The sequence below is a fragment of the Pontibacter sp. LHS2 genome, assembly GCF_058932845.1.
The window spans coordinates 833,008-856,322 of sequence record NZ_JBZYWG010000001.1 but is presented as its reverse complement, the minus strand read 5'-3'; the positions used below and the strand labels follow the sequence as shown (position 1 = coordinate 856,322).

The following is a 23,315-nucleotide window of genomic DNA, read 5'->3' as shown; positions in this document are numbered from 1 at the left end:
GCTACACCCATAAAAAAAGGGGGATTTACTTAATTCTCAGCAAATCCCCCTTTTAACTAATCTCTGCTAAGCCTACCGCTGTTCCTTTGTTTCCTTTGCAGCTTCAACCTTAGGCGCATCTTTTTTCGCGCAGCACGACATCGGTGCAGCAGCTGTAGCTTTGCCATCTTTATCTATCGTGGCGGCCGCAGTCATGTGGCAGGAGGCAGCTTTTTCACCTTTTTTGCCTTTCTTCGTTTTGCCGTTTTTGTCCGTGTGCTCCATTTTGCACTTGCCGCCTTCGCAGGCGAGGGCTGGGGTAGCTACTCCGGCACTTACAAATCCTGCCAGTGCCAGCGCTAAAACGATTTTCTTCATATCCATTGGTCTATAGATTGTTTAAACAGAAATCAACCCTTTGTTGTTGAGTGAGTAAATATACACGTTCCACCCAATGTCCAAAATGATAACCATCATTTTTTAGTCCCTTGAGCCACAAAACCAGCAGCTTACTTGTACTTACCGTCATCGCTATCCTGACGGCACTCAGCATTTTCTATGCTTCCCGTTTGCGTTTCGATTACAACTTCGACAACTTCTTCCCGAAGGGTGATCCGGATCTGGCCTACTATCTGAATTATCGTGACAAATTCGGTAATGACAACGACTATTTGCTCATCGGCCTCGACAATGGCGGCAGTCTGTTTGACCAGCAATTCTTGCAGAAGGTCGATACGCTGACCCGCTATATGCAGCAGCGGCCCCATGTGGAATCGGTGCTCTCTCCTACTACCGTCAAAAGTCCGATCATTGAGCAATTCGGCTATTTTGAGATACCCTACCTCCACCCCGACGAGCCCGAGCGCTATGCGCAAGACTCTACCCTAATTTACCAAAGTCGTGAACTGGTGGGCACGCTATTCTCGGAGGATGCCACAGCCGTTTCACTATTCGTGCAGACCAGCGACGATCTGGGCAAAGAACCGGGTGACTCCCTTATTGCCGCCATGTATGGCGAGATCGAGCGATTGGGCTTACAGGAACACCATGTAGCCGGAAAGGTACTGGCACAGTCGGTCTTCATCGAGAAGATGAAGATCGAACTGGCGATCTTTATGTCGGCTTCTATCCTCTTGGTCATTTTATTCCTGTGGATCGCTTTCAGAACGGCTTGGGGTGTGTTGGTGCCCTTGGTGGTGGTATTGCTATCCGTTATCTGGAGCCTTGGCGTAATGGGATTATTTAACAAGCCCATCGATGTGATGACGGTACTCTTGCCGACCATCATGTTTGTGGTAGGTATGTCCGATGTGATTCACATCATGTCGCGCTACATCACCGAGATTGGTCTGGGAGCCACTAAACTTCAAGCGCTCCGGATCACGATCCGGGAAGTAGGCATGGCCACCTTGCTGACTTCGCTTACCACTTCTGTCGGCTTTTTGACATTGCTTACCACCTCGATTGTGCCGATTCGTGAGTTCGGTCTATACACGGCCATTGGCATTTTTCTGGCATTTGTGCTGGCTTTCACGGTATTACCTGCCATATTGCTGTTGATCAAACGGCCAAACCCAAGGCGTGCCCGGCGCACGGACTTGTCATGGCCGATGCTCTTGCGACGGGTCTATACCTTTGTGTTGCGCAGGCCCTATCCTATTCTCTACACCAGCATGGGCATTGTGCTGGTTTCACTGATCGGCATCAGCATGATCAAGGTCGACACGACTTTGCTCGAAGACCTCGGCGATGACGACCCGATCATCAAGGACTTCCAGTATTTTGAGGAGAAGTTCTCAGGGGTTCGCCCTTTTGAACTGCACCTGATCGCCGGTCCAGACAGAAGCATGTACGATCTGAAAGTGCTGCAGGAGGTCGATCAACTGGAAACCTACCTCTACCAGACCTACGGACTCAACTTCATCACATCCCCTGCCACGGTGGTACGCGCCATCCATCGTGCACAGAACGGTGGTCTGCCGGATTATTATACCTTGCCCGCCAACGAACGTGAAATGCAGCAGGTACAGCGGCGACTGGCTGCATTCAGCAAACGGAGCGAGCTGCGGGCTGTCGTAACGGCTGATCAACAGGAAGGCAGACTGGCTGGTAAAATGACCGACGTAGGTAGTGTGCGGGCGAAAGAACTAAATGACTCGCTGGAGGCTTTTATTGACCAACACATCAATCCCGAGTTATTGCAGACACGCATCACCGGCAGTGCCGTCATGCTCGATAAAAACAACGATTATGTGGTCAGCAACATGCTGCAGGGCTTGCTGATCGCTTTTTTGGTGGTGGCGATCTTGGTGGGACTGATTTTCCGATCGCTGCGGATGGTATTAATCTCACTGGTGCCCAATATCATTCCTTTGCTGATGATCGGGGGCATCATGGGTTTTCTGGGTATTAACATGACCGTGTCGGTCTCCATCATTTTTACCATAGCTTTCGGCATCGCGGTGGACGACACGATTCACTTTCTCGGCAAACTCAAAGTGGAGCTGCGCAAAGGTAAGTCGCTGCCCTATGCCATCAAGACGACCATCATCTCGGCTGGTAAAGCCATTATCATCACCTCCTGCATTCTGGTGGCGGGATTTATGACCTTGGTGCTTTCTACTTTTGACGGCACTTTTTATGTGGGGGTGTTTGTGAGTCTCACACTGGTGTTTGCCGTGGTAGCGGACCTCTTGCTTTTGCCCGTGCTGATCCTCTATTTTTACAGGCCAAATCAAAAATAATTTGTGCCTAATCCAATAAGGATGGCCATATTTGCGTGATAGAGTAAAGCATTCCTTTTATGATGATGAAGAAACTACTGGCTATTTGTATTTGCTGCCTTTGGTTTGTGGGCGCGCAGGCACAGGAACAAGCACCACCGCAAGAAGACAAGCTCAGCCGTCTGATGGGCGAGCGTGAACAGCTGATTTTGGAGTACCAGTATTACAGCGGGCAAAACAGCAACTTCTGGGGCAAGCAATCCAAAAAAGACCTTCTCAACATCATTGACACGCTCAAAGAGATCATCCGAAAAGACTCTGAACTGATCGCGGCAGTGAAAGAGGCCAGTGTGCGCAAGATTGCCGAAAGTACCGTAGAGAGCCAGCGGGCCGGTAAGATGATCCAACAGGACGAGCGCCTGATCAACAACCAGATCACCGACCTCAAAGGGCAGATCAGTACGCTTGAGAGTCAGGCCAAGAAGCGCGAACGTGTCATTCTGGACCTCAAAGAGCAACTGAAAGCCACGGACGAAGTGCGCTATGGCAAAGACCGCGTGATCGCCATTCTGGGTGGTGCCGCGTTCATCATGTTCCTCTACGCTGTGTTTTTGCAGATCAGATTGAGCACCAAAAAGACGCCTAAAAAACGTAAGAAGGCCTAGGGCCGTATAGCTGCCATTGGTACAAGCGCTGATTCCTACAAAGTGAAACGTTAAAACTTTCTGTCATTCTGTTAAGAAACTTGGTTGAAATAGAGGGCCCCTCCCCCCGGGAGGTTAAGACTAAACTAAGAGCTAACAAGATCCTTACAGGATGACAAATAAAGTATAATGAGATGACCTTGTCAGGTTTAAGCAACAGCTTGTTTCAGCGGAATTATTTAGCACACGCTTTTTGTTATAAAACGATACCTTTTCAGGTATGGACAAATAGAACAAAAGCTACGGAAAAGGCTGGTTCTTTGTACCCAGCCTTTCTTTTTTAGATAAGAATGATCGACATTTTTGAAGAACTACGGCAGGTACAGGACTTGCTGAAAATAGAACAGGAAGAAGACCGGCAGCAATACAAGCTGAAGGCATTAAAGAGCACGATCACGGAGCGCAAGGAAATGGGTCTTTGCTGGTATCCGATCGTCATCTCAAAAGAAGAAATCGGTTTTGGCAACAAGGTGGTGATCGAGCTGGAGCGTACCTCCGACCGTGACCAACTGCACCTTTTCCAGCCAGGCAAAACAGCCTCACTTTTCATCAACAACGGCGAAAAATCCAGCCTGAGTGGCGTAGTACTGGGCGTCAAGCGCAACAAGGTAATCCTGGCGACCAACAAAGAGGACCTCCCTGATTGGGTGGGGACCGGGCGTATGGGCGTCGAGCTGACATTTGACGAGATCAGCTATCGCGAGATGGAGATTGCCCTGAAAAAGGTGCAGGAAGCCAAAGGGACACGTCTGGCTGAGCTCCGTGACATCCTGCTGGGTATAAAACCCGCCACTTTCTCAGAAGAGAAGCTGGAGGAGATACAAGTGCTGAACGAGTCGCAGAATGAAGCCGTGCAGAAAATCGCACAGGCCAAGGATGTGGCCATCATTCACGGACCTCCGGGCACGGGCAAAACCACAACGCTCGTACAGGCTATTCTCCATACCTTGAAATCACAGAAGCGCTTGCTGGTAACGGCTCCTTCCAACACGGCGGTTGACCTTTTAACTGAGAAACTTGCCAACGAAGGCGTAAACGTAATCCGCATCGGTAATCCGTCGCGTGTGTCTGATGTGCTGCTGGAGCATACCCTGGACGCACAGGTGATGGCACACCGGGCTTACAAAGACCTCAAAAATCTGCGCAAGACAGCCGAAGAGTACAAGCGCATGGCCTATCAGTTCAAGCGCAAGTTCGGACACCAAGAGCGGGCGCAGCGCCAACTCTACAAATCAGAGAGCCACCGCTTACTCGACGAGGCCGATAATGTGGAGCACTACATTACCGATGACTTGCTCGATAACGTGCAGGTTATTACCTGTACCTTGGTGGGCGCAGCCAACAAAGCTATCCGCCACCTGACTTACGACACGGTATTTATTGATGAAGCGGCGCAGGCCCTTGAGCCAGCTTGCTGGATCCCGATTAGCCGTACCAACCGTGTCGTGCTGGCCGGTGACCATTGCCAGTTGCCTCCTACCATTAAGTCTATTCAGGCGGACAGGGGCGGCTTGAGCGTGACTTTATTTGAGAAGTGCATCAACCGGCAGCCCGAAGTTTCGGTAATGCTAAAGACGCAGTACCGCATGCATCACCACATCATGCAATTCTCAAACCAGCAATTCTATGGCGGTGAACTGATAGCACACGAAAGCGTGCACAGCGCAGAGCTACACGGGTATAATACGATCTTTGCCCCTGACCTGCCGGTGGAGTTTATTGATACGGCTGGTTGCGGGTATAACGAGGCAGAAATGCCAGATACCATGAGTTCGGCTAACCCGGAAGAGGCCGACCTCCTGATCAACCACCTTTCTAACCTTCTGAAAGACTACGACGAAGGGGATGAAGTGGCGCCTTTGAAAATCGGGGTGATTGCACCTTATCGAGCCCAGATCAACTACCTGCAGGACAAGGTGGAGCATACACCGCGCCTGCATGACTTGCATCAAAAGCGACAGTTGAGTATCGGCACCGTGGACAGTTTCCAGGGGCAGGAGCGCGACATAATTTGCATGAGTCTGGTGCGCAGCAATGAGCGGGGCGAGATCGGCTTTCTGGCGGATGAAAGACGCATGAACGTGGCCATGACCCGTGCCCGTCGCAAGCTGATCATCGTGGGCGACAGCGCTACCCTTTCGACTAATCCGTTTTTTGCGGAATTGCTCGCTTACGTAGAGAGCATCGGTGCCTACAAAAGCGCTTGGGAGCTAACTGAGAGCCTTCCTTAGCGTAGGTATAAGTTTATATTTTATTTATTCATCATCAGAGAGTTGTTCAAATAATACCGGGTCGGTTATGCTTCTCCGGTTAATCTTTCTACCTTTCTGATACCAAACCAAAACACACAATTATGAAAATTGAGAAAAACAGAGTGGTGACGCTCTCTTACGAGCTCCGTATTCAGAACGAAAACGGTGAGCAAACCCTCGTTGAAACTGCTAATAACGAAAATCCAATGGTGTTCATATACGGCATGAGCGGCCTGCCAGATCAGTTCGAAGAGAACCTTGACGGCAAGAGCGCTGGTGACGAATTCGATTTCAAACTCGCCTCAGAAGCCGGTTACGGTGACTTCGACCAGAACGCGGTGGTAGAACTGCCGATGAGCGTATTTGAAGTAGAAGGCGGCATTCCGGAGAACATGCTGGAAGTAGGCAACTTCATTCCGATGGCTGACAGCGAAGGCAATCAATTGCAGGGCCGTGTAGCTGAATTGAAAGAGAACGTAGTGGTAATGGACTTCAACCACCCGCTGGCTGGCAAAGAGCTGTTTTTTAAAGGCAAAGTAGAAAAAGTGCGTGAGGCGACAGCTGAAGAGTTGGACCACGGTCACGTACACGGTGAAGGCGGTGTACACCACCACTAAGAACCATTGACTAATGCAAGAGGAAGGAGTCGCAGGTATAGCGGCTCCTTTTTTTGTGCCTATTCTTATGCTATACCTTATTTCAGTTCTGGTAATATCTCCTCCACATAAGCGATCAGCTCCGGGAAAAACAGGGAAAAATCTTCGCTATAGAGTGCATAGTTCTCGAGCAACTCCTCTCCCGCCCTGTCCATACCTGACTCAAAAGAAGTCCTTCGGCTGAGTCCGCCGAGTGCCTGTGCTATACCTGACACCTCGGCGTAAGACAGGAGCCAGTTCTGCCGCATCATGTAAGGGAAGAAATACTGGACCCGCTCCGGCAGATTAGGCAGCTGTTGGTTAATCAAGGTATAGATGCGTGCGGTATAGGCTGCCAGTGATTCAGAAGAAAACTCCTCAAACCGGCTGGCCAGAAAATGGTCGAAATAAAGATCGGCCACGACCGGAGCATACTTGCGAAAGTGGGGCCGCAGTCGGGCTTTGGTTTCGCTTACCACCGGATGGGTATCGGTATAAGTGTCGATCAGGCGGTGCAGCCTGATGCCACGGGCAATGCCGGCCGGGTATAGCTCCAGTTGTTTTCCTTTCACGGCATCGGCTATAAAATTGCCCAGTAGGAGTTCTTCGTTGTCGCCTGACAGAAAAATATGGGCCAGATAGTTCAAGGGTACGGGGTTTTGTTCGGTTGCAATATAAACATCTTATACTTGCTTCGGTTGTAAAGGTATCATGAAAACGGGTATAAACACTTTTGCGCTATAGCCCGTACCACTTAAACACATACAACCTAAAAACTATGAATAACGATAGAACAGAAAAACTGCAGACACTGATAGATAAGATAAAAGATGTAGATACCGCCATGATGTCCACGCTGGACGAGGACGGCAGCATTCGTAGTCGCCCGATGCGCAACCAGCAAATCAAGGAGGACGGATCAATCTGGTTCTTCACGGGCTACGAATCTGGTAAGTCACACGAGATTAAGAATGACTCGCACGTGAACTTGAGCTATGCTAAGCCATCGGACAACTTGTATGTATCCGTTTCGGGCAAGGCCATGCTTACCAAAGACAAAGCAAAGATCGACGAACTCTGGACACCTGCCATGAAGGCATGGTTTCCGGAGGGCAAAGACGATCCGAATATTGGTCTGATCAAAGTGACCATCGACAAAGCTGAATACTGGGATTCACTTAACAGCGCCGTAGTGCACTTGATCGGTATGGCAAAGGCCGCTTTGACCGGCGAAAGCTACAAAACTGGCGACCATGACAAGATGAATTTGTAGGTATAGCACCAGCTGAAAAAATTACTGGAGACACCTGCCAAACATTTCGGTTCGGCAGGTGTTTTTGATTTATTCGTTTTGTAAATTGCATTTAGAGTTTAAACAAGCTCTTAAAGTAGTCCTCCTTTTTAAATACCCGAATCCCGTGCGACAAATTATCCCACAGTCCGATCGACTTACTACCCTGACGCTTTTTGGTTTTCGGAAAGGCCATATCCGTTGGGGCCTGGCCCAAATGGGCACCAAAGGCGCTGAATTAGACCAAATACCCGGCTTGTTATTTTATAAATTATTGGGCAGCGGCCAGGGAAAGGGTTTTAGCATCAAACCTAATTTCAGAAGGTATGGCCTGATGTGTACATGGGAGAGCGAAGAAGCCGCCGATGAATTTCTGGAGCGTTCTGAATTGATGCTGGAGTATCGCTTGCATGCATCTGAGATCTGGACGGTAAAACTCCTGCCCACACAGGCGCATGGCCTGTGGGACGGCGTGCAGCCCTTTACACCACAGCTGTCCGAAAAGCAACACGACGGACCAGTGGCTGTGCTTACACGTGCCTCTATTAATTGGCGGGCCCTGCCGCAGTTCTGGCGCTTTACCCCCAAAGTAAGCAAGGCGCTCGAAGATGCAAAGGGATTGATCTGTTCAATCGGCCTTGGCGAGTTGCCCCTTATCCGGCAGGCTACTTTTAGTGTCTGGGAGTCGTTGGACGCCATGAAGACCTATGCCTATCGAGGTCCGATGCACCAGGAAGTGATCAAACGCACACGTGCAGAAAAGTGGTACAGTGAGGAGCTCTTCGCCCGGTTTATACCTGTCGAGAGTCATGGTCTATGGAACGGCGTGAACCCGCTGGCATCTGTACTGAGTGCAACTGAGTAAGCTATGCGCTGAATATACCCATTAGCCCGAATCCGATAATACAGAGGCTTTTGATGACATTGAGCACTTGAATAGTCTTGGGGTTTTGTATATACCTACCGAGTGATGCTCCAATAGTCGCCAGCATTATTTGAATGACGATGCTACCTAAAACAGAGCAATGGGCCCCACGGCAACAGCCAAAGTCACCCCAAATACAAATGCTTTTATAGAATCCAATACTGTCTATTAGTTGATTTCAGAATGGAGACGCTCGCGGCTTTAAAAAGACGCAGGATTCACAATTATTTTCGGGTTCGGTTAAGGATGTCCTCCATCAGGTCGACTTGGATCTGTTGAATTTCCAGCAAGCGCTGGTTCTGGTGCACGATCAGGTGGTCGATCTTTTCATGCAGCAATCGAATCTCCAACTCAGCCTTGAGGTTCACTTTGTAATCATACTCGGAGCGCTGCCGGTCTTTTGACTCTTTGCGATTCTGCGACATCATGATGATGGGCGCCTGTATCGCCGCCAGACAGGACAGGATCAGGTTAAGTAAAATGAAAGGATATGGATCGAAAGGACGCGTAGCTAGCAGGTAAACGTTCACCATCATCCAGAGCAAAATGAATCCGAAGAAAGCCATGATGAAAGTCCAACTGCCGCCGAAAGTAGCGATCTTGTCTGCCATGCGGTCCCCAAGTGGCAGGTTCTCCAGTATTTCCTCTTCGATGTTGGTAGAAAGCAGCTCGTTTTCCTGTATACTCTCCAGTACTTCTTTTTCAAGCTCCGAGATCTCGCCTAATTCTTTTTCCAGTAATTGCTCCAGATACAATTTGCGGTACTTATTCAGATTCCCAACCGCCACATAGGATTCATCAGTAAAATCGGGATAGTCGACTTGGATCAGCTTGAAAATAGGCCGCCGAATAGAAGCTCCCAGCACCAGTTGGTTTAGAGGGAGTTGCCTTTTGGTGAGATGGCAGACGGCGGTTTTCAAGTCCTGCGATTTGGTGTTTGAGACAGACTATGACTTGTACGTAAATCGCCAGACAGGTATAAAAATAACGGACCGACATTTTGTGCCGGTCCGTTCAGATAATATGGTAAACTCTGATTAAGGGCGTGACCCTTTCAGCGCTTCTTCTAATTTAGCATTCAAGGCATCGTACAGGCGGTAGCCACGGCTGAGCAGACTCAAGTTGTGCCCAACAAGCAGGTATAAGCTTGGGAAGGCATTGGCTTGCAGGTGTCGGGCGATCTGGAAATCTTGTAGCGTTTTCTCTTTCATTTCATCGGAGTGAAATTTCTCCAGAAAAGTATCTTCCGCTATACCTAGTCCTAATGCGATCTCAGCGAGTACCTCCGACTTGGTCACATCATTGTTGCGGGCATAAAAGGCGCGTTGCACTTCTTCGGCCATTTCCAGCTCCTTTTCTGGCTGCAGGTAGCGCATGGTCACTACAGCGCGGCAAGCCGGCTCTGTATCGTACACAAAGCTATCTCGCTCAAAAAATCCGAAGTCAAAAGCCTGTTCAGTCGCTTTCTCCACTTCCTGCCAATGCTGTTTCACCGCGGCTTTCATATCGTCACCCATCGCCTCCGTCGTACCCGGGCGCAAGCCACCCAGCACCAGCTTGAAATTTAGCTTGCCTTCCTGTTCTTTTTTGAGCTGGTGCAACACCGGCGCAAACCCATAGCACCAGGAGCACATCGGATCCATCACGTAGATCAGGTGTGGCACATCCAGCAGGTCGTATTTTTCCATCTTATTCCGTTTTGCTTCAAAGTGCAAAGGTACTTATTGATTGTTAAATGCCTATATGGTTTATCCCAACAATTTAACCAGGCAGCCATTTAACCAATTCACAAATATCAAGTATCTTAGCAGCTTGTTAAGATCAAGCGAATTCACGATAAACTATGTCAGAGTATAATTTCAATCAGATTGAGAAGAAGTGGCAGCATTACTGGGAAGAAAACCAGACTTTTAAGGCCACCGAAAACACCGATAAGCCGAAGTACTATGTGCTGGATATGTTCCCTTACCCATCGGGCGCGGGTCTGCACGTAGGTCACCCACTCGGTTACATCGCTTCTGATATCGTGAGCCGCTACAAGCGCTCTAAAGGTTTTAACGTGCTGCACCCCATGGGCTTTGACTCCTTTGGTCTTCCAGCAGAGCAGTACGCCATCCAGACTGGTCAGCACCCGGCCATCACGACCGAGCAGAACATTACACGATACATCGAGCAGCTCAAGAACATCGGTTTCTCTTACGAGTGGGAGCGCGAAGTGCGTACCTCCGACCCAAGCTACTACAAGTGGACGCAGTGGATCTTCATGCAGTTGTTCAACAGCTACTATGACTATACCGCTGACAAAGCCGAGTCTATCGATAAGCTGATTGCTGCCTTTGAAGCAAACGGAAACGCCAACATCAATGCCGACTGCGACGAGGATACGCCTGCCTTTACAGCCGAGGAATGGAAAGGTATGAACGAGCAGGAAAAGGCACAGATGCTCCTCAAGTATAGACTAACCTATGTGGCTGATGCCGTTGTAAACTGGTGCCCAGCGCTGGGTACGGTACTCGCTAACGATGAAGTGAAAGACGGTCTTTCAGAGCGCGGTGGTTATCCGGTAGAGCGCAAACTGATGCGCCAGTGGATGATGCGTATCACCGCATACGCAGAACGTTTGCTACAAGGCCTCGACACCATTGACTGGCCGGAGCCGGTGAAAGAAATGCAACGCAACTGGATCGGAAAGTCCGTGGGTGCCGAGTTGGACTTTGCCATAGAAGGCGGTGCTTCCGAGAAGATTAAGGTGTTCACGACCCGTATCGACACCATTTATGGTGCCACCTTTGTGGTGCTGGCGCCAGAGCATGAACTCGTGAATGAAATCACGACGGATGCCCAGCGTGTAGAAGTGGAGAGCTATGTGAACGTAGCCAAAAACCGCTCAGAGCGCGAGCGTATGACCGACGTAAAAACCGTGAGCGGTGTCTTTACCGGTGCTTATGCCATCAACCCGATTTCTGAAGAACGTGTGCCAATCTGGATTGCGGACTACGTGCTGGCTGGGTATGGAACCGGCGCTGTGATGGCCGTTCCGGGACATGACTCCCGCGACTACGCTTTCGCCAAGCATTTCAACTTGCCTATCAAGGAAGTAGTAGCCGGCGGAAACATTGAAGAAGAAGCCTACGCTGGTAAAGAAGGAAAAATTATCAACTCCGGTTTCCTGAACGGGCTGGAAGTAAAGGAAGCTATAAAAGCAGGTATAGCCAAAGCAGAAGAACTGGGAGTGGGCAAAGGTCGCACACAGTACCGCATGCGTGATGCGGTGTTCAGCCGTCAGCGCTACTGGGGTGAACCTGTGCCGGTATACTTCAAAGATGGTATACCGCAGTTATTAAACGAAAGCGATTTGCCACTGGAGCTGCCTAAGATCGACGCCTACCTGCCTACTGAGACAGGTGAGCCGCCGCTGGGCCGCGCCGTGGACTGGAAATATCAGGACCAGTACGAATATGAACTGAGCACCATGCCGGGCTGGGCAGGTTCCAGCTGGTACTGGTACCGCTACATGGACCCGCAAAACGACCAAGCCTTTGCCGACAAAGCAAAAGTGGATTACTGGCGCAATGTAGACCTCTACATGGGCGGAGCTGAGCACGCCACGGGTCACCTCCTCTACTCCCGCTTCTGGAACAAGTTCATGTACGACTTGGGTCTGGTGGTAGAGCAAGAGCCGTTCAAAAAGCTGATCAACCAAGGTATGATCCAAGGCCGATCCAACTTTGTGTACCGCGTGAAGGACAGTAACACTTACGTGTCCTACGGCCTGCGCAAGCAGTACGACACCACGACTCTTCACGTAGACGTGAACATTGTAGAGAACGACGAGTTGGATTTGGAGGCTTTCAAAGCCTGGAGACCGGAGAACGCCAACGCAGAGTTTGTGCTGGAAGATGGCAAGTACATCTGCGGCGTGGAGATCGAGAAGATGTCGAAGTCGAAGTACAATGTGGTGAATCCGGATTTACTGGTAGAGCGCAACGGCGCCGACACCCTGCGCATGTACGAGATGTTCCTTGGCCCGCTGGAGCAGTTCAAGCCTTGGAATACCAATGGCATGGACGGCGTAACGAAATTCCTGAAGCGCTTCTGGAACCTCTTCCATAGCAACGATGGCAATTTCGCTGTTTCTGACGAAGAGCCAACAGCGGCGGAACTGAAGACACTGCACAAGACGGTGAAGAAGGTGGAAGAAGATATTGAGCGTTTTTCGTTCAACACTTCTGTTGCTACCTTCATGATCTGCGTGAACGAGTTGACACCCCTTAAAACGAACAAGCGTGCCATTCTGGAGCCATTGACCATTGCGCTGGCCCCTTATGCGCCACACATCGCCGAGGAGCTTTGGGAAAAGTTGGGCCACAGCGAGAGCATCACTTTTGCTCCATTCCCGGCATGGGATGAAAAGTACTTGGTCGAAAACACCTTTGAGTACCCTGTTTCGGTAAATGGCAAAACCCGCGGAAAGATGGCCTTTGCTACGGATGCACCACGGGAAGAAATGGAAAAGGCTGTTCTTGCTGATGAGCAGATCGTAAAGTTTCTTGAAGGAAAAACACCAAAGAAAATTATTATCGTCCCTAACAAAATCATCAACGTGGTGGTATAAAGACTTCCATCTTACCACTAACTTTCCAAAAGCCGCTCAGACCCCAAATCTGGCGGCTTTTGGTTTTAAATACTTAACTAAAAGCCATTTATATACCGTATAGACTAGTAAACCCCTGGACTATGCTGCGTATACTTGCTCCCACCGATTTTTCGACCGATGGCTACAATGCCACGCTGGTTGCCATGCAGCTGGCCAAAGCCATGGCAGCTGAAGTTATATTTGTACATGCTATGTCCAGGCCGCCTGTTCCGGCTGCTTCCCCCGAATCATTATTCAAAAGTATCTACCAGGAAGAAGAGCGTAAATTAAACGATCGGCTTCTAGAAGAGGCACAGCACTTGTTCGATATATTGGACATACGCCATGCCGACGTAAGGTATAAGACGCTAATCGTTCCCACGCCCTTCGCAGACGCCATGTTGGAGGTGATCGCGCGAGAAAACATTGATCTTATCATTATGGGAAGCCGGGGCAGCAGTCAGCTTAAGCAAATCCTGATCGGCAGCAATACCCTTGAGTTAATGCGTCTGAGTCCCAAACCACTCTTAATTATACCCAGTGATGTCGTTTTTAATGGATTTGGTGACATTACAATCTTACTGGAGCAATTGCAACTCCCGGAGCGTACAGGTATAGACATGCTATATAGAATTGCGAAGTTGTATAACTCCCTATTGCATTTTCTGATTCTTACAAAAGATGGGCAATATGTACAGGATATTGCTGAACTCAATCCCGAACTCACCTCCTGGCAGCATTTAGTACAACGTCCACACACCACCTCTTTACTTTCAGATTCAGAGGCTTTAGTAGGTATAAGGACACAGGTAGATGCCACAAACTCTACTTTAGTTGCAGTAATGCCCGAACGGCAAAATATGTGGGAGTTCCTGTTTTCTAAAAACTTATGTGAAGAACTTGCAGCCAGGGCCCACATGCCTTTACTAGTTATTCCACCAAACACTTAGCGCTAATGCTAAAGTTGAGCATATACAAAGAGAAGTTTGCTGTAGCAGCCAATAGATAAGTGAGTGTAGATAGTTCTGCAGCTGATGTTATGAGCTCCGCTTTTGCTGATGAGCAGAAACAATATTGGTATGTCCACGCATAGCTGAAAAATAAAAGGATAGCCCGTTGGACTATCCTTTTCATGTTGTTAAGTGCTTTTTAAACAGCTTCGTTGAGTGTCATTGCATTCGCAAGCCGTTCTTCAGCTGTCGCGATCGACTCACGTGCTTTTTCCAGTAAGCTAGCAAGCGTAGTGGCCTCTTCTTCTGTCAATCCTTGTATTAGGTTATCTAGTTTATAAAGGTCACATCCGATCTGGTCCAGGAGGTTAAATCCTTTATCAGAGATAACGATGTTGACCAACCGCTTGTCGGTTGCATTACGCTCTACGTCTACCAGGCCTTTCGTTTTAAGGCGACCGACCAAACGTGAAGTATCCGACATCTTGTCAAGCATGTGATTACGCAACACAGAGGTAGACACAGGTTTTGGGTAGTGTTCGCGCAGTATGCGTAGGATGTTGTACTGCTGACCAGTTAATTCGTGTTTTTTGAAAAACTCTTCGTAACTGTTCAGCAAAGAACTGTTTGTTAGGATAATGTTCAGGCTGGCTTTTTGCCATTCGTTTCTGTAAGCGAATATGCCTACACTGCGTTGAGATTGCATAGTGAGTTAGGGTGGTTAGTTGCGAAATAGTTTTTAATATACATATAATCTTTTATATATGTTGCAAACTTCGCCTCAACCTTTTCTATCTAAAATATGCATTTAAGATGTTTTGAGTACGTTTTCGATAAAAACACTTACAAACAGGCAAAAGAGTTTATCTTATGTTACAATGCAATGCAGGTTTATGCCGGAATTGTAGATTTATATGCATTGCCTCGATGACAAAAATATTGTCTTAATCGAAATATTTTTTTTTAGCTTAATGTTTAGACAGGCTTTTTTGCCTTAGGAAGCTTGGCTACTACTAAGGTATAAGAGTGATCGATCAATTCTTGCACTAGCGTTAAAGCTAAGCCTGCTTCAGGTAGTACCGTTATCCAATGCTTTTTATTCATGTGATAACCTGGTAACACCTGTGGGTGCAATTCACGCAAGAGTATAGCACGATCCGGATCACATTTCAATATGATGCCTTTTTCGTATTCAGAAATACTGCAGAGGGCAAACATCTTGCCACACACTTTAAAAACGAGTGTGTCATCATCAAAAGGTAGCTCCTCTGAAGTACCGGCTTTGGACAGACAGTAATTTCTGAAATCCTCTATATTCACGGGACAGTCTTACCAGTGCTTGATCACAAAGTATATCATCGCTGCCAGAAACATCAAGATCGAAATCTTATTGATGGTGTGCATGGCCCGCAGGTTAAAGTTAGACTTGCGTTTAGGGTCTTTTTTACGGAAGAAGTAAGTTGCTACTTCTGTAAAGTCAAATAATCCTTTCATGGTGCGGTAATAAATAATTTAAAAATCAAATCAGCCATGCCCTTAGCCACACATATTGCGAGCTGCATCATGGGATGATTGAATCAGGAAAATACTAGGCTTCTAACCTAACAGGTTCAATCCATTTTTCATCTTCCCGAATCAACTCTATCAATTCATCTACGGCTCTGTCAGCAGGAACTGATTTCTTAACTACAGTCTGCCCACGGTAAAGAGCGATCTTGTCTTTACCCACGCCTACATAGCCATAATCAGCATCTGCCATCTCGCCTGGACCATTCACTATACACCCCATGATACCGATTTTAACGCCCTTCAGGTGATCGGTGCGCTTGCGAATCATAGCAGTAGTTTCCTGGAGGTCGAACAGAGTACGGCCACAGCTTGGACAGCTGATATACTCTGTCTTGCTCATGCGGGTGCGGGCGGCCTGCAAAATTCCAAAGCTCAGGTTATTCAGTTTGTCAATGGTCACCAGCCAGCTGCTTTTATCCTGCTCAGGCAATAGTTCGGTACCCAGCATGATCCCATCCCCTAGCCCATCTATCAGCAATCCGCCTACGTCAGTGGAGGCATATAACTGTATCTGGTCTGGGGATAAATTACCATAAGAGCGCCTGATAACAGCTGGCGTGTTTACACCATTGTTCATCAGTCGGAATATACACTTGCGCAGCTCTGGCATTGCATGCTCATTGGCAGTATAAAGAATCAACACTGCGGTTTGATCATCCTTCAGTCTATCCAAGAATTCATCAGAGATGCCGCTGATATCAGATTCGATGAAATTTAATTTAGGATGAAGCTGCGTAGCGCCAAGATATTGCTTCACCGTTAATAGTGGATGTCGGTGTTCCTGATCTTCCACTAACTGCCAGGGCACATAATTGATAATCTCCTTGAGCCCATTCGGTAACATGAAATTGATCGGATGGTCCCCTGTATAAATATAATCTGCCCCCAGGTCATTCATGTTGAACTTATCCAGCAGCATGGAGTACAAATGCCCCACGCTTTTCAGGTCGGCATATTGAATATCACGCAAACGGCTCAGGTCAGCAATAACGCGCGGTACGTTTTGTCCGCCCATATTCTCTACCTCAGCTGTTTCACGGCGATGATACTGAAATGGATCAATGGGAATATTACAAATAGGTTTGATCGGCTTGGCTAGCTCTGCCCGGTGCGTGTAACGGTCGATGAGCGCTTTTGCCACAGGAGCCTCGGCTTCCGGCGCTTCTGTGAGGGATACACGAACCGTGTCACCCAGCCCGTCTTCCAGCAGGGTGCCTATACCTACGGCAGACTTTATGCGTCCGTCTTCGGCCTCACCGGCTTCTGTCACGCCTAAGTGCAGTGGATATGGTTTCAGTCCTTCCTCTTCCAGCTTCTGAACCAGCAGACGGTAGGCCTGTACCATCACCTGCGTGTTAGATGCTTTCATAGAGATGACAATATTGTAGTATTGCTCGTCTTCGCAGATGCGCAGGAACTCTAATGCACTCTCCACCATACCCAGCGGTGTGTCGCCGTAGCGGCTCAAGATACGGTCAGAAAGTGAACCGTGATTCGTTCCGATGCGCATGGCTGTACCATGCTCTTTGCAGATGCGCACCAAAGGCACAAAACGATCACGTATCCGGTCCAGTTCTGCCTGATACGTTTCGTCATTGTATTCTATTACCTCAAACTTCTTCTTGTCGGCATAGTTACCCGGATTAATACGCACTTTCTCCACGATGCGCGCTGCCACCTCTGCGGCATTGGGCGTAAAGTGAATATCAGCTACCAAAGGCGTGCTATACCCACGACGCCGGAGCTCCGTTTTGATGTGGCGCAGGTTTTCGGCCTCCTTTATGCTGGGAGCCGTAATGCGAATATATTCACAGCCCGCTTCGATCATGCGGATACATTGCTCCACTGATCCGAGTGTGTCCATTGTATCGACTGTCGTCATGGATTGCACTCTGATCGGATGATGAGCACCCATCGGCACTTCGCCAATGAACACTTCAATGGTTTCTCGGCGTTTGTACTCTGTTAAGCTGGGGCAATAGTTCTTGTTCATATAGTAGATAGGCCTTTGCTAAAGCTTCGTTATCTTAACTTAAATCCAGCCCGCTTTGTTCAACAGGCAGATTCTGTAAATTTAACATCATTATTTTAAAGCGCCTTCATTCAGTAGTGTTTTGTATATTCGTATAAGCTTTGACCAGCTAGTTTAACAGTGCTGCTTATTTTAAAGCTTCTCTTTTTGGTTATGCCCGATGTTCCTTTGATCATTTTAGCCAGTGCCCGACATGCTAGTGATACAGCAGCTTTTGTTGACACGCTGTTTAGAGATAGTGCTGTGCGTAAGATTCATTTACTGGACTATAGGCTGGATCACTACAGGTATGATGGCAACTATTCGAAAGACGACCGATTCAATGAACTAGTAGATTTACTACTAGCACATGATACAGTTATTTTGGCAACACCTGTTTACTGGTACGCGATGAGCGGACTGCTGAAGGTTTTCTTTGACCGCCTAACAGATCTGGTCACGTATCATAAGCAAATTGGGCGGAAACTTGAAGGGAAGCGGATGTGTTTACTAGCTATTGGAACAGAAGATGAACTGCCGACAGGATTTGAGGAACCATTTAAAAGAACGGCAGTTTATTTTGGCATGTGCTTTAGAGCGTCCCTTTACTGCCAGTCTGCCAATGTCAGAAACTACTGTAATGACCATGAAGTTTTTTTGCAATTGATAAAGGAACACCAACCTAACGTTTGAACTATGATACACATGAGCGCCTATTTTCCTAAAAATGCTGATCAGAAACTCCGCTCTCTGTTGCATTGGGGTAAAATCAGACAGGAACAGCTAAGTGAGGCCATCCTGATCACCAAAGATACCGTGCTGAGTTTCCTGAAACGGCAGATTGAACATGGCAATTGGCGCGGGGTGCTGGAAGTGCTCAAGGGGAAACCGATGACACAGGCTGGCAGGTATATGCTGAGCGAACTCCGAAGCAAGGCTGTTAGGAAGCTGATCATGCGGATGGGGTTGCGCCCTGTTATCGCTACCGCGTTGGTGATCGTGCTGCTGCCAATCATACTTGCCAAAGTAACCGGCGAAGTGATTGGCTGGATCAGAAGCAGACGCTAAATAAAAAGAGCACCCACTCAGGGTGCTCTTTTTATTTATAAGCTATTAGAATTATCGTCTGAACATCAGCTCGCGGTATTTCACCAGTGGCCAATCCTCATCGTCCACCATTAATTCCAGCTTGTCAACGCTGGTACGGATGGCCTCGAAGTACGTGATCACCTTTTCATTATAGAAAATAGCCTTCTCGCGAACATCTTCGATTCTGTTCGCAACCTTACGTTGCTGAATCATTTCAATCGCATTCGTCTGAATCGTCTTGATGTGGCGTGAAATACGTTTGATCGACTCTAAGGTTGATTCAGTGTATTCGTCTTCCAGGCCAAGATCTTTCAAACCGCGGATATTTTGGATCAGCTTGTTCTGGTAAGCAACTGCCGTCGGAATTACGTGGTTGAAAGCAAGGTCGCCCATCACACGCGACTCAATCTGGATCTTCTTGATATAGTCTTCCAGCAGGATTTCATGTCTGGCGGCTAGTTCTACTCTCGTAAAGATACCGTGACGGGTGTACAGATTCTGCACTTCTTCGCGGTGATACACATCCAGGGCACGTGGAGTTGATTTGATGTTCGACAAACCGCGTTTGGCTGCCTCTTCTTCCCACTCCTTTGAATAGCCATTGCCCTCAAAACGAATTGCTTTGGAAGCAGCCACATACTCGCGCAGTACCTGAATGATGGCCAGCTCTTTCTTCATGCCCTTGTTGTCGATCAGGTCGTCTACCGCTACACGGAAGTCGATCAGTTGGTCAGCCACAATGGTGTTCAGCACCGTCATGGAGGAAGAACTGTTGGCAGAAGAACCCACGGCACGGAACTCAAACTTATTGCCTGTGAAGGCAAACGGTGAAGTACGGTTACGGTCCGTGTTGTCGCGCAGGATTTCCGGGATCTTGTCTATACCTAGTTTCAGGTACATGTTGTCGCCTTTTTCCATTGGTACCTTAGCGGTACGCTCCAGCTCTTCCAGCACAGCGGTCAGTTGCTGGCCCACGAAAACCGACATGATAGCCGGAGGGGCTTCGTTAGCACCCAGTCGATGATCGTTGCTGGCAGAGGCGATGCTGGCACGCAGCAGGTCAGCGTGCTTATGCACGGCCATGATCGTGTTCACAAAGAAAGTCAGGAACTGAAGATTCTCTTTTGGTCTTTTGCCCGGTGCGAGCAAGTTCACACCAGTATTGGTGCTCATGGCCCAGTTATTATGCTTTCCGCTGCCGTTTACACCTTTATATGGCTTTTCATGAAGCAATACTTTAAAACCATGACGCTCTGCCACACGGTCCATGATGTCCATCAGTAGCTGATTATGGTCCACGGCCAGGTTTGCGTCCTCAAAAGTTGGGGCACACTCAAACTGGTTGGGAGCCACTTCGTTGTGGCGTGTACGCAAAGGAATACCCAGTTTCAGAGCTGACTTCTCGAAGTCAACCATGAAAGAGTGTACGCGACTAGGGATCGAACCAAAGTAATGGTCTTCAAGCTGCTGCCCTTTAGCTGGCGCATGGCCAAACAAGGTACGGCCTGTCATTACCAGGTCAGGACGAGCTTCATAGAGGGCGCGATCCACCAGGAAGTACTCCTGCTCTATACCTAGAGTGGTGCTCACTTTTACCACATCCTTATCAAAATACTGGCAAACCGGTACTGCTGCCTGGTTAAGCAGGTGTAGCGATTTCAGCAAAGGAGTCTTGTAGTCAAGTGCCTCACCGGTGTAGGAAACGAAAATGGTAGGTATACAGAGCGTACGGGTACCGGCATTTTCGATCAGGAAGGCAGGCGAAGATGGATCCCAGGCACTGTAACCACGGGCTTCGAAAGTATTGCGTATGCCGCCGCTAGGGAAAGAAGACGCATCCGGCTCCTGCTGTACAAGGGCGCTGCCCTTAAAGCTTTCAATAGGATCTCCATCACCGGTCAGGTCAAAGAATGAGTCGTGTTTCTCAGCTGTGGCACCCGTCAGTGGCTGAAACCAGTGCGTGTAGTGTGTAGCCCCTTTGCTCATGGCCCAGGTTTTCATGGCAGCAGCCACGGCATCCGCCAGATTACGGTCTACTTTTTCACCTGCTTCAATTGTTGCGCCAAGTCTTTTAAAGTTTTCAGCGGACATCGTGGCACGGAGTGCTGAAAAGCCGAACACATTTTCGCCAAAGTACTCTGAAATTTTGCTGGATGGCAGCGATACCTCTGCCGGTTTGCGCTGACTTACCAGTTCAAGCGCCTTAAATCGAAGAATTGCCATGGGTTAAAGAGGTTAGGGTATAAATTCAAACCAAAGGTATGGACTAAATGTATACCTTGTATCAATAAGGGTATAAAATTTTAGGGGGTACTAATTAAATTTTAATTCAAATCTCAAAACACCCCCTATTTTAAACAGGGGTGTTTTTACAAACACTGAAATTTGAAGAAAAATTTCAGGAGTACGTTCATCAATGACGCCCTCCAGTTAAGAGAAGGGTATATAATATAAGAAAGTCGGTACAAGGAAACATTATTCAGAGATATGCTTATGATGACGTTAGACGGCTTTAAACTAAGACGATAACTAAGTTTACCACGGATAACATCAAGGCTTATTGCCTGCCCTGAATTTTAATCAATCTTAAGGCGTTAAGGAGAGGACACATAAGTTGTATATTTGCATCCGTGAAACGAAGCCTTTTATATCAGCCTCTCTACTTTTTGTTTTGGGTGCTGTATTTTATTACAGCCAGAGGTATTTTTCTACTTTACCACGATAACCGGACCCAGGAATTATCGAAGACGGACCTGATGACCATCTTCTCTAAGGGTCTGCGTCTTGATCTGTCTTTCAGTTCCTATATAAGTGCCATCCCTTTCCTGGCGATCTTGGCCACTGCCTTATTCCCAGGATTGCAGGTTCGCAAGTTTATCCGCTACTATACCTATACTATATTGGTGCTGCTATCGGTCCTGATGGCTGTGGACCTGGAACTCTATACCTATTGGGGCTTCCGACTTGACTCCACACCCCTCCTATACCTGAACACACCAGGTGAGATGGCCGCTTCAGCAGGCATGGCCCCCATTCTGTTGTTGAGTATCATTGCACTTGCTTCCAGTCTGGTGTTTGCATTGTTATTCCGCTATACCTTCGATTTCAGAAACTATCACCTCAATTTCTCGAAGCTTAAATATGCAGGTATGGCCTTGCTGTTTGCAGCACTATTAATACTACCGATGCGAGGTGGCTGGCAGCAAATTCCGATTAATCAGAGCATTGTCTATTTTTCCGAAAACCCGTACGCCAACCACGCCGGTCTCAATATGCCCTGGAACCTGATGGATACGATGCTGAAGTATAATCAGGAATCCCGCAACCCTTATAAGTATATGAGCCGGGAAGACGCCGCGGCCAAGGTTGCAGCCCTTTACAGTGCTACGGCTGATTCATCCCAAAAGGTACTTCGGGTGGATCGACCTAATGTACTTTTCATCATCCTGGAAAGCTACACTGCCAAATATGTAGAACATTTGGGAGGTGAGCCGGGCGTTACCCCCAACCTGGATAAACTGGCAGCGGATGGCATAAGCTTTACGAAACTATACGCCAGCGGCGATCGAAGCGAAAAAGGTATGGTGGCCCTCCTGAGCGGTTACCCGGTACAGACTACAACTTCGATCATCAAGAACCCCAAGAAGACTGAAAAACTACCCTATTTGAGTCATGTGTTTGAAGAAGCGGGCTATAGTACTTCCTTTTATTATGGAGGAGAGCTTGAATTTGCCAATATTCGCTCGTACCTGCAGAACGGAAAGTACGATAAGTTAATCGACAAGCATGATTTTCCGGAGGAGAGCTATAATTCCAAATGGGGTGCCCATGACCATGTGCTGTTTGAGCGTGTATTGGAAGACCTTTCAGAGCAGCAACAGCCCTTTTTTAGCACTGTCTATACCTTGAGCAGCCACGAGCCATTTGAAATACCGATACCTGCCAAATTTAAAGGAAACAAGACAAGTGTTAAATTTAAGAACTCCGTCTATTATACAGATTGGGCTTTGGGGAAATTCGTAGAAAAGGCACGCCAGCAAACCTGGTGGGACTCTACTTTGATCGTACTAGTGGCAGATCATGGACATCCGTTGCCCTACGACGATCCTAATTACCGCAGCACAAAATTCCGAATTCCCTTTGTACTAACTGGTGGTGCCGTGGCAAAAAAAGGTAGTATGGTGTCTACCATTGGTAGCCAGACCGACATCGCTACTACCTTGCTTTACCAGTTAGGTCTACCCCATCAGGACTTTAAGTGGGGCCGTAACCTATTGGCGCCAACTAATTATCCTTTTGCCTTTTATGTATTCCGAGATGGCTTTGGCTTTATCACACCGGGCAGTGTACTCTCCTATGACAATGTAGCAAAGAAACCAATCATCAGAGGCAGTGGAGTAACACCAGAGCAGCTCGAGCTTGGGAAAGCCTACATGCAGTATTCTTTTGAAGACTTTGTGAGAAAATAGGTAGAAGCAGGTATACTGTAAACGTTTCTACTTACTGCAAGCCAACTCATATTCAAAATTTAAATTCGTATCTTTGCACCCT

The 23,315-nt window shown here is 48.0% G+C and carries 20 protein-coding genes; 11 read left to right on the top strand and 9 right to left on the bottom strand.

Annotated features, from left to right (window positions below):
* Positions 1-72: 72 nt before the first annotated feature.
* A complete protein-coding gene (locus AC5FX6_RS03700) occupies positions 73-357 on the bottom strand; it encodes a hypothetical protein (RefSeq protein WP_493595678.1) in 285 nt (94 codons plus the stop codon).
* A 110-nt stretch (positions 358-467) separates the two neighbouring features.
* On the opposite strand from AC5FX6_RS03700, the gene AC5FX6_RS03695 reads away from it, so the two are divergent.
* The 4 genes from AC5FX6_RS03695 (at position 468) to AC5FX6_RS03680 (ending at position 6,275) form a co-directional block, all read left to right on the top strand.
* On the top strand, positions 468-2,723 hold the full coding sequence (locus AC5FX6_RS03695) for an efflux RND transporter permease subunit (protein ID WP_493595677.1): 2,256 nt from the start codon (positions 468-470) through the stop codon (positions 2,721-2,723).
* A gap of 59 nt (positions 2,724-2,782) precedes the next feature.
* Positions 2,783-3,367: a hypothetical protein gene (locus AC5FX6_RS03690; RefSeq protein WP_493595676.1), complete on the top strand. Its 585-nt coding sequence runs from the start codon at positions 2,783-2,785 to the stop codon at positions 3,365-3,367.
* A gap of 329 nt (positions 3,368-3,696) precedes the next feature.
* The gene (locus AC5FX6_RS03685) at positions 3,697-5,637 is read left to right on the top strand and encodes an AAA domain-containing protein (protein ID WP_493595675.1); all 1,941 of its coding nucleotides are present in this window, start codon (positions 3,697-3,699) and stop codon (positions 5,635-5,637) included.
* A gap of 122 nt (positions 5,638-5,759) precedes the next feature.
* Positions 5,760-6,275: an FKBP-type peptidyl-prolyl cis-trans isomerase gene (locus AC5FX6_RS03680; protein ID WP_493595674.1), complete on the top strand. Its 516-nt coding sequence runs from the start codon at positions 5,760-5,762 to the stop codon at positions 6,273-6,275.
* Positions 6,276-6,352: 77 nt separating this feature from the next.
* On the opposite strand, the gene AC5FX6_RS03675 is transcribed toward AC5FX6_RS03680, so the two are convergent.
* Positions 6,353-6,940 carry an acyl carrier protein phosphodiesterase gene (locus AC5FX6_RS03675; RefSeq protein WP_493595673.1) on the bottom strand — a complete coding sequence of 196 codons (588 nt, stop codon included), beginning with the start codon at positions 6,938-6,940 and terminating at the stop codon, positions 6,353-6,355.
* 131 nt (positions 6,941-7,071) lie between these two features.
* Here AC5FX6_RS03675 and AC5FX6_RS03670 point away from each other — a divergent pair, with 131 nt between their 5' ends.
* Both AC5FX6_RS03670 and AC5FX6_RS03665 read left to right on the top strand, forming a co-directional pair.
* Complete coding sequence (locus tag AC5FX6_RS03670) at positions 7,072-7,566, top strand: pyridoxamine 5'-phosphate oxidase family protein (RefSeq protein WP_493595672.1); 495 nt, start codon at positions 7,072-7,074, stop codon at positions 7,564-7,566.
* A gap of 145 nt (positions 7,567-7,711) precedes the next feature.
* Positions 7,712-8,449: a spheroidene monooxygenase gene (locus tag AC5FX6_RS03665; RefSeq protein WP_493595671.1), complete on the top strand. Its 738-nt coding sequence runs from the start codon at positions 7,712-7,714 to the stop codon at positions 8,447-8,449.
* Positions 8,450-8,733: 284 nt separating this feature from the next.
* Here the strand turns inward: AC5FX6_RS03665 and AC5FX6_RS03660 are convergent, their stop codons facing one another.
* The gene (locus AC5FX6_RS03660; protein ID WP_493595670.1) at positions 8,734-9,429 is read right to left on the bottom strand and encodes a DUF1003 domain-containing protein; all 696 of its coding nucleotides are present in this window, start codon (positions 9,427-9,429) and stop codon (positions 8,734-8,736) included.
* Positions 9,430-9,546: 117 nt separating this feature from the next.
* Complete coding sequence (locus AC5FX6_RS03655; RefSeq protein ID WP_493595669.1) at positions 9,547-10,197, bottom strand: DsbA family protein; 651 nt, start codon at positions 10,195-10,197, stop codon at positions 9,547-9,549.
* A gap of 155 nt (positions 10,198-10,352) precedes the next feature.
* Here AC5FX6_RS03655 and leuS point away from each other — a divergent pair, with 155 nt between their 5' ends.
* Together leuS and AC5FX6_RS03645 are read left to right on the top strand one after the other, a co-directional pair.
* Entirely contained in the window at positions 10,353-13,124 is a 2,772-nt protein-coding gene (gene leuS / locus AC5FX6_RS03650; RefSeq protein ID WP_493595668.1) for a leucine--tRNA ligase, read from the top strand.
* Between the two features lie 122 nt (positions 13,125-13,246).
* Positions 13,247-14,095, top strand: a complete 849-nt coding sequence (locus AC5FX6_RS03645; RefSeq protein WP_493595667.1) for a universal stress protein — start codon at positions 13,247-13,249, stop codon at positions 14,093-14,095.
* Positions 14,096-14,294: 199 nt separating this feature from the next.
* Here the strand turns inward: AC5FX6_RS03645 and AC5FX6_RS03640 are convergent, their stop codons facing one another.
* The 4 genes from AC5FX6_RS03640 to ispG form a co-directional block, all read right to left on the bottom strand.
* On the bottom strand, positions 14,295-14,801 hold the full coding sequence (locus tag AC5FX6_RS03640) for a MarR family winged helix-turn-helix transcriptional regulator (RefSeq protein ID WP_493595666.1): 507 nt from the start codon (positions 14,799-14,801) through the stop codon (positions 14,295-14,297).
* Between the two features lie 269 nt (positions 14,802-15,070).
* A complete protein-coding gene (locus tag AC5FX6_RS03635; RefSeq protein ID WP_493595665.1) occupies positions 15,071-15,415 on the bottom strand; it encodes an MmcQ/YjbR family DNA-binding protein in 345 nt (114 codons plus the stop codon).
* A gap of 9 nt (positions 15,416-15,424) precedes the next feature.
* Positions 15,425-15,589 carry a DUF6728 family protein gene (locus tag AC5FX6_RS03630; protein WP_493595664.1) on the bottom strand — a complete coding sequence of 55 codons (165 nt, stop codon included), beginning with the start codon at positions 15,587-15,589 and terminating at the stop codon, positions 15,425-15,427.
* Between the two features lie 94 nt (positions 15,590-15,683).
* Positions 15,684-17,657: a (E)-4-hydroxy-3-methylbut-2-enyl-diphosphate synthase gene (gene ispG, locus AC5FX6_RS03625; RefSeq protein ID WP_493595663.1), complete on the bottom strand. Its 1,974-nt coding sequence runs from the start codon at positions 17,655-17,657 to the stop codon at positions 15,684-15,686.
* A 192-nt stretch (positions 17,658-17,849) separates the two neighbouring features.
* On the opposite strand from ispG, the gene AC5FX6_RS03620 reads away from it, so the two are divergent.
* Both AC5FX6_RS03620 and AC5FX6_RS03615 read left to right on the top strand, forming a co-directional pair.
* A complete protein-coding gene (locus tag AC5FX6_RS03620) occupies positions 17,850-18,368 on the top strand; it encodes a flavodoxin family protein (protein ID WP_493595662.1) in 519 nt (172 codons plus the stop codon).
* A gap of 12 nt (positions 18,369-18,380) precedes the next feature.
* Entirely contained in the window at positions 18,381-18,743 is a 363-nt protein-coding gene (locus AC5FX6_RS03615; protein WP_493595661.1) for a hypothetical protein, read from the top strand.
* Positions 18,744-18,794: 51 nt separating this feature from the next.
* Here the strand turns inward: AC5FX6_RS03615 and AC5FX6_RS03610 are convergent, their stop codons facing one another.
* Positions 18,795-20,987 carry a glutamine synthetase III family protein gene (locus AC5FX6_RS03610; RefSeq protein ID WP_493595660.1) on the bottom strand — a complete coding sequence of 731 codons (2,193 nt, stop codon included), beginning with the start codon at positions 20,985-20,987 and terminating at the stop codon, positions 18,795-18,797.
* Between the two features lie 452 nt (positions 20,988-21,439).
* Here AC5FX6_RS03610 and AC5FX6_RS03605 point away from each other — a divergent pair, with 452 nt between their 5' ends.
* Complete coding sequence (locus AC5FX6_RS03605) at positions 21,440-23,233, top strand: LTA synthase family protein (RefSeq protein WP_493595659.1); 1,794 nt, start codon at positions 21,440-21,442, stop codon at positions 23,231-23,233.
* Positions 23,234-23,315 lie beyond the last annotated feature (82 nt).

Bases quoted from the DNA above. Each gene is read 5' to 3' on its own strand.
- AC5FX6_RS03645 (WP_493595667.1), top strand. From the start codon at position 13,247: ATGCTGCGTATACTTGCTCCCACCGATTTTTCGACCGATGGCTACAAT.
- AC5FX6_RS03630 (WP_493595664.1), bottom strand. From the start codon at position 15,589: ATGAAAGGATTATTTGACTTTACAGAAGTAGCAACTTACTTCTTCCGT.
- AC5FX6_RS03670 (WP_493595672.1), top strand. From the start codon at position 7,072: ATGAATAACGATAGAACAGAAAAACTGCAGACACTGATAGATAAGATA.
- AC5FX6_RS03640 (WP_493595666.1), bottom strand. From the start codon at position 14,801: ATGCAATCTCAACGCAGTGTAGGCATATTCGCTTACAGAAACGAATGG.
- AC5FX6_RS03700 (WP_493595678.1), bottom strand. From the start codon at position 357: ATGAAGAAAATCGTTTTAGCGCTGGCACTGGCAGGATTTGTAAGTGCC.
- AC5FX6_RS03610 (WP_493595660.1), bottom strand. From the start codon at position 20,987: ATGGCAATTCTTCGATTTAAGGCGCTTGAACTGGTAAGTCAGCGCAAA.
- AC5FX6_RS03655 (WP_493595669.1), bottom strand. From the start codon at position 10,197: ATGGAAAAATACGACCTGCTGGATGTGCCACACCTGATCTACGTGATG.
- AC5FX6_RS03620 (WP_493595662.1), top strand. From the start codon at position 17,850: ATGCCCGATGTTCCTTTGATCATTTTAGCCAGTGCCCGACATGCTAGT.
- AC5FX6_RS03680 (WP_493595674.1), top strand. From the start codon at position 5,760: ATGAAAATTGAGAAAAACAGAGTGGTGACGCTCTCTTACGAGCTCCGT.
- ispG (WP_493595663.1), bottom strand. From the start codon at position 17,657: ATGAACAAGAACTATTGCCCCAGCTTAACAGAGTACAAACGCCGAGAA.
- AC5FX6_RS03685 (WP_493595675.1), top strand. From the start codon at position 3,697: ATGATCGACATTTTTGAAGAACTACGGCAGGTACAGGACTTGCTGAAA.
- leuS (WP_493595668.1), top strand. From the start codon at position 10,353: ATGTCAGAGTATAATTTCAATCAGATTGAGAAGAAGTGGCAGCATTAC.
- AC5FX6_RS03690 (WP_493595676.1), top strand. From the start codon at position 2,783: ATGATGATGAAGAAACTACTGGCTATTTGTATTTGCTGCCTTTGGTTT.
- AC5FX6_RS03615 (WP_493595661.1), top strand. From the start codon at position 18,381: ATGAGCGCCTATTTTCCTAAAAATGCTGATCAGAAACTCCGCTCTCTG.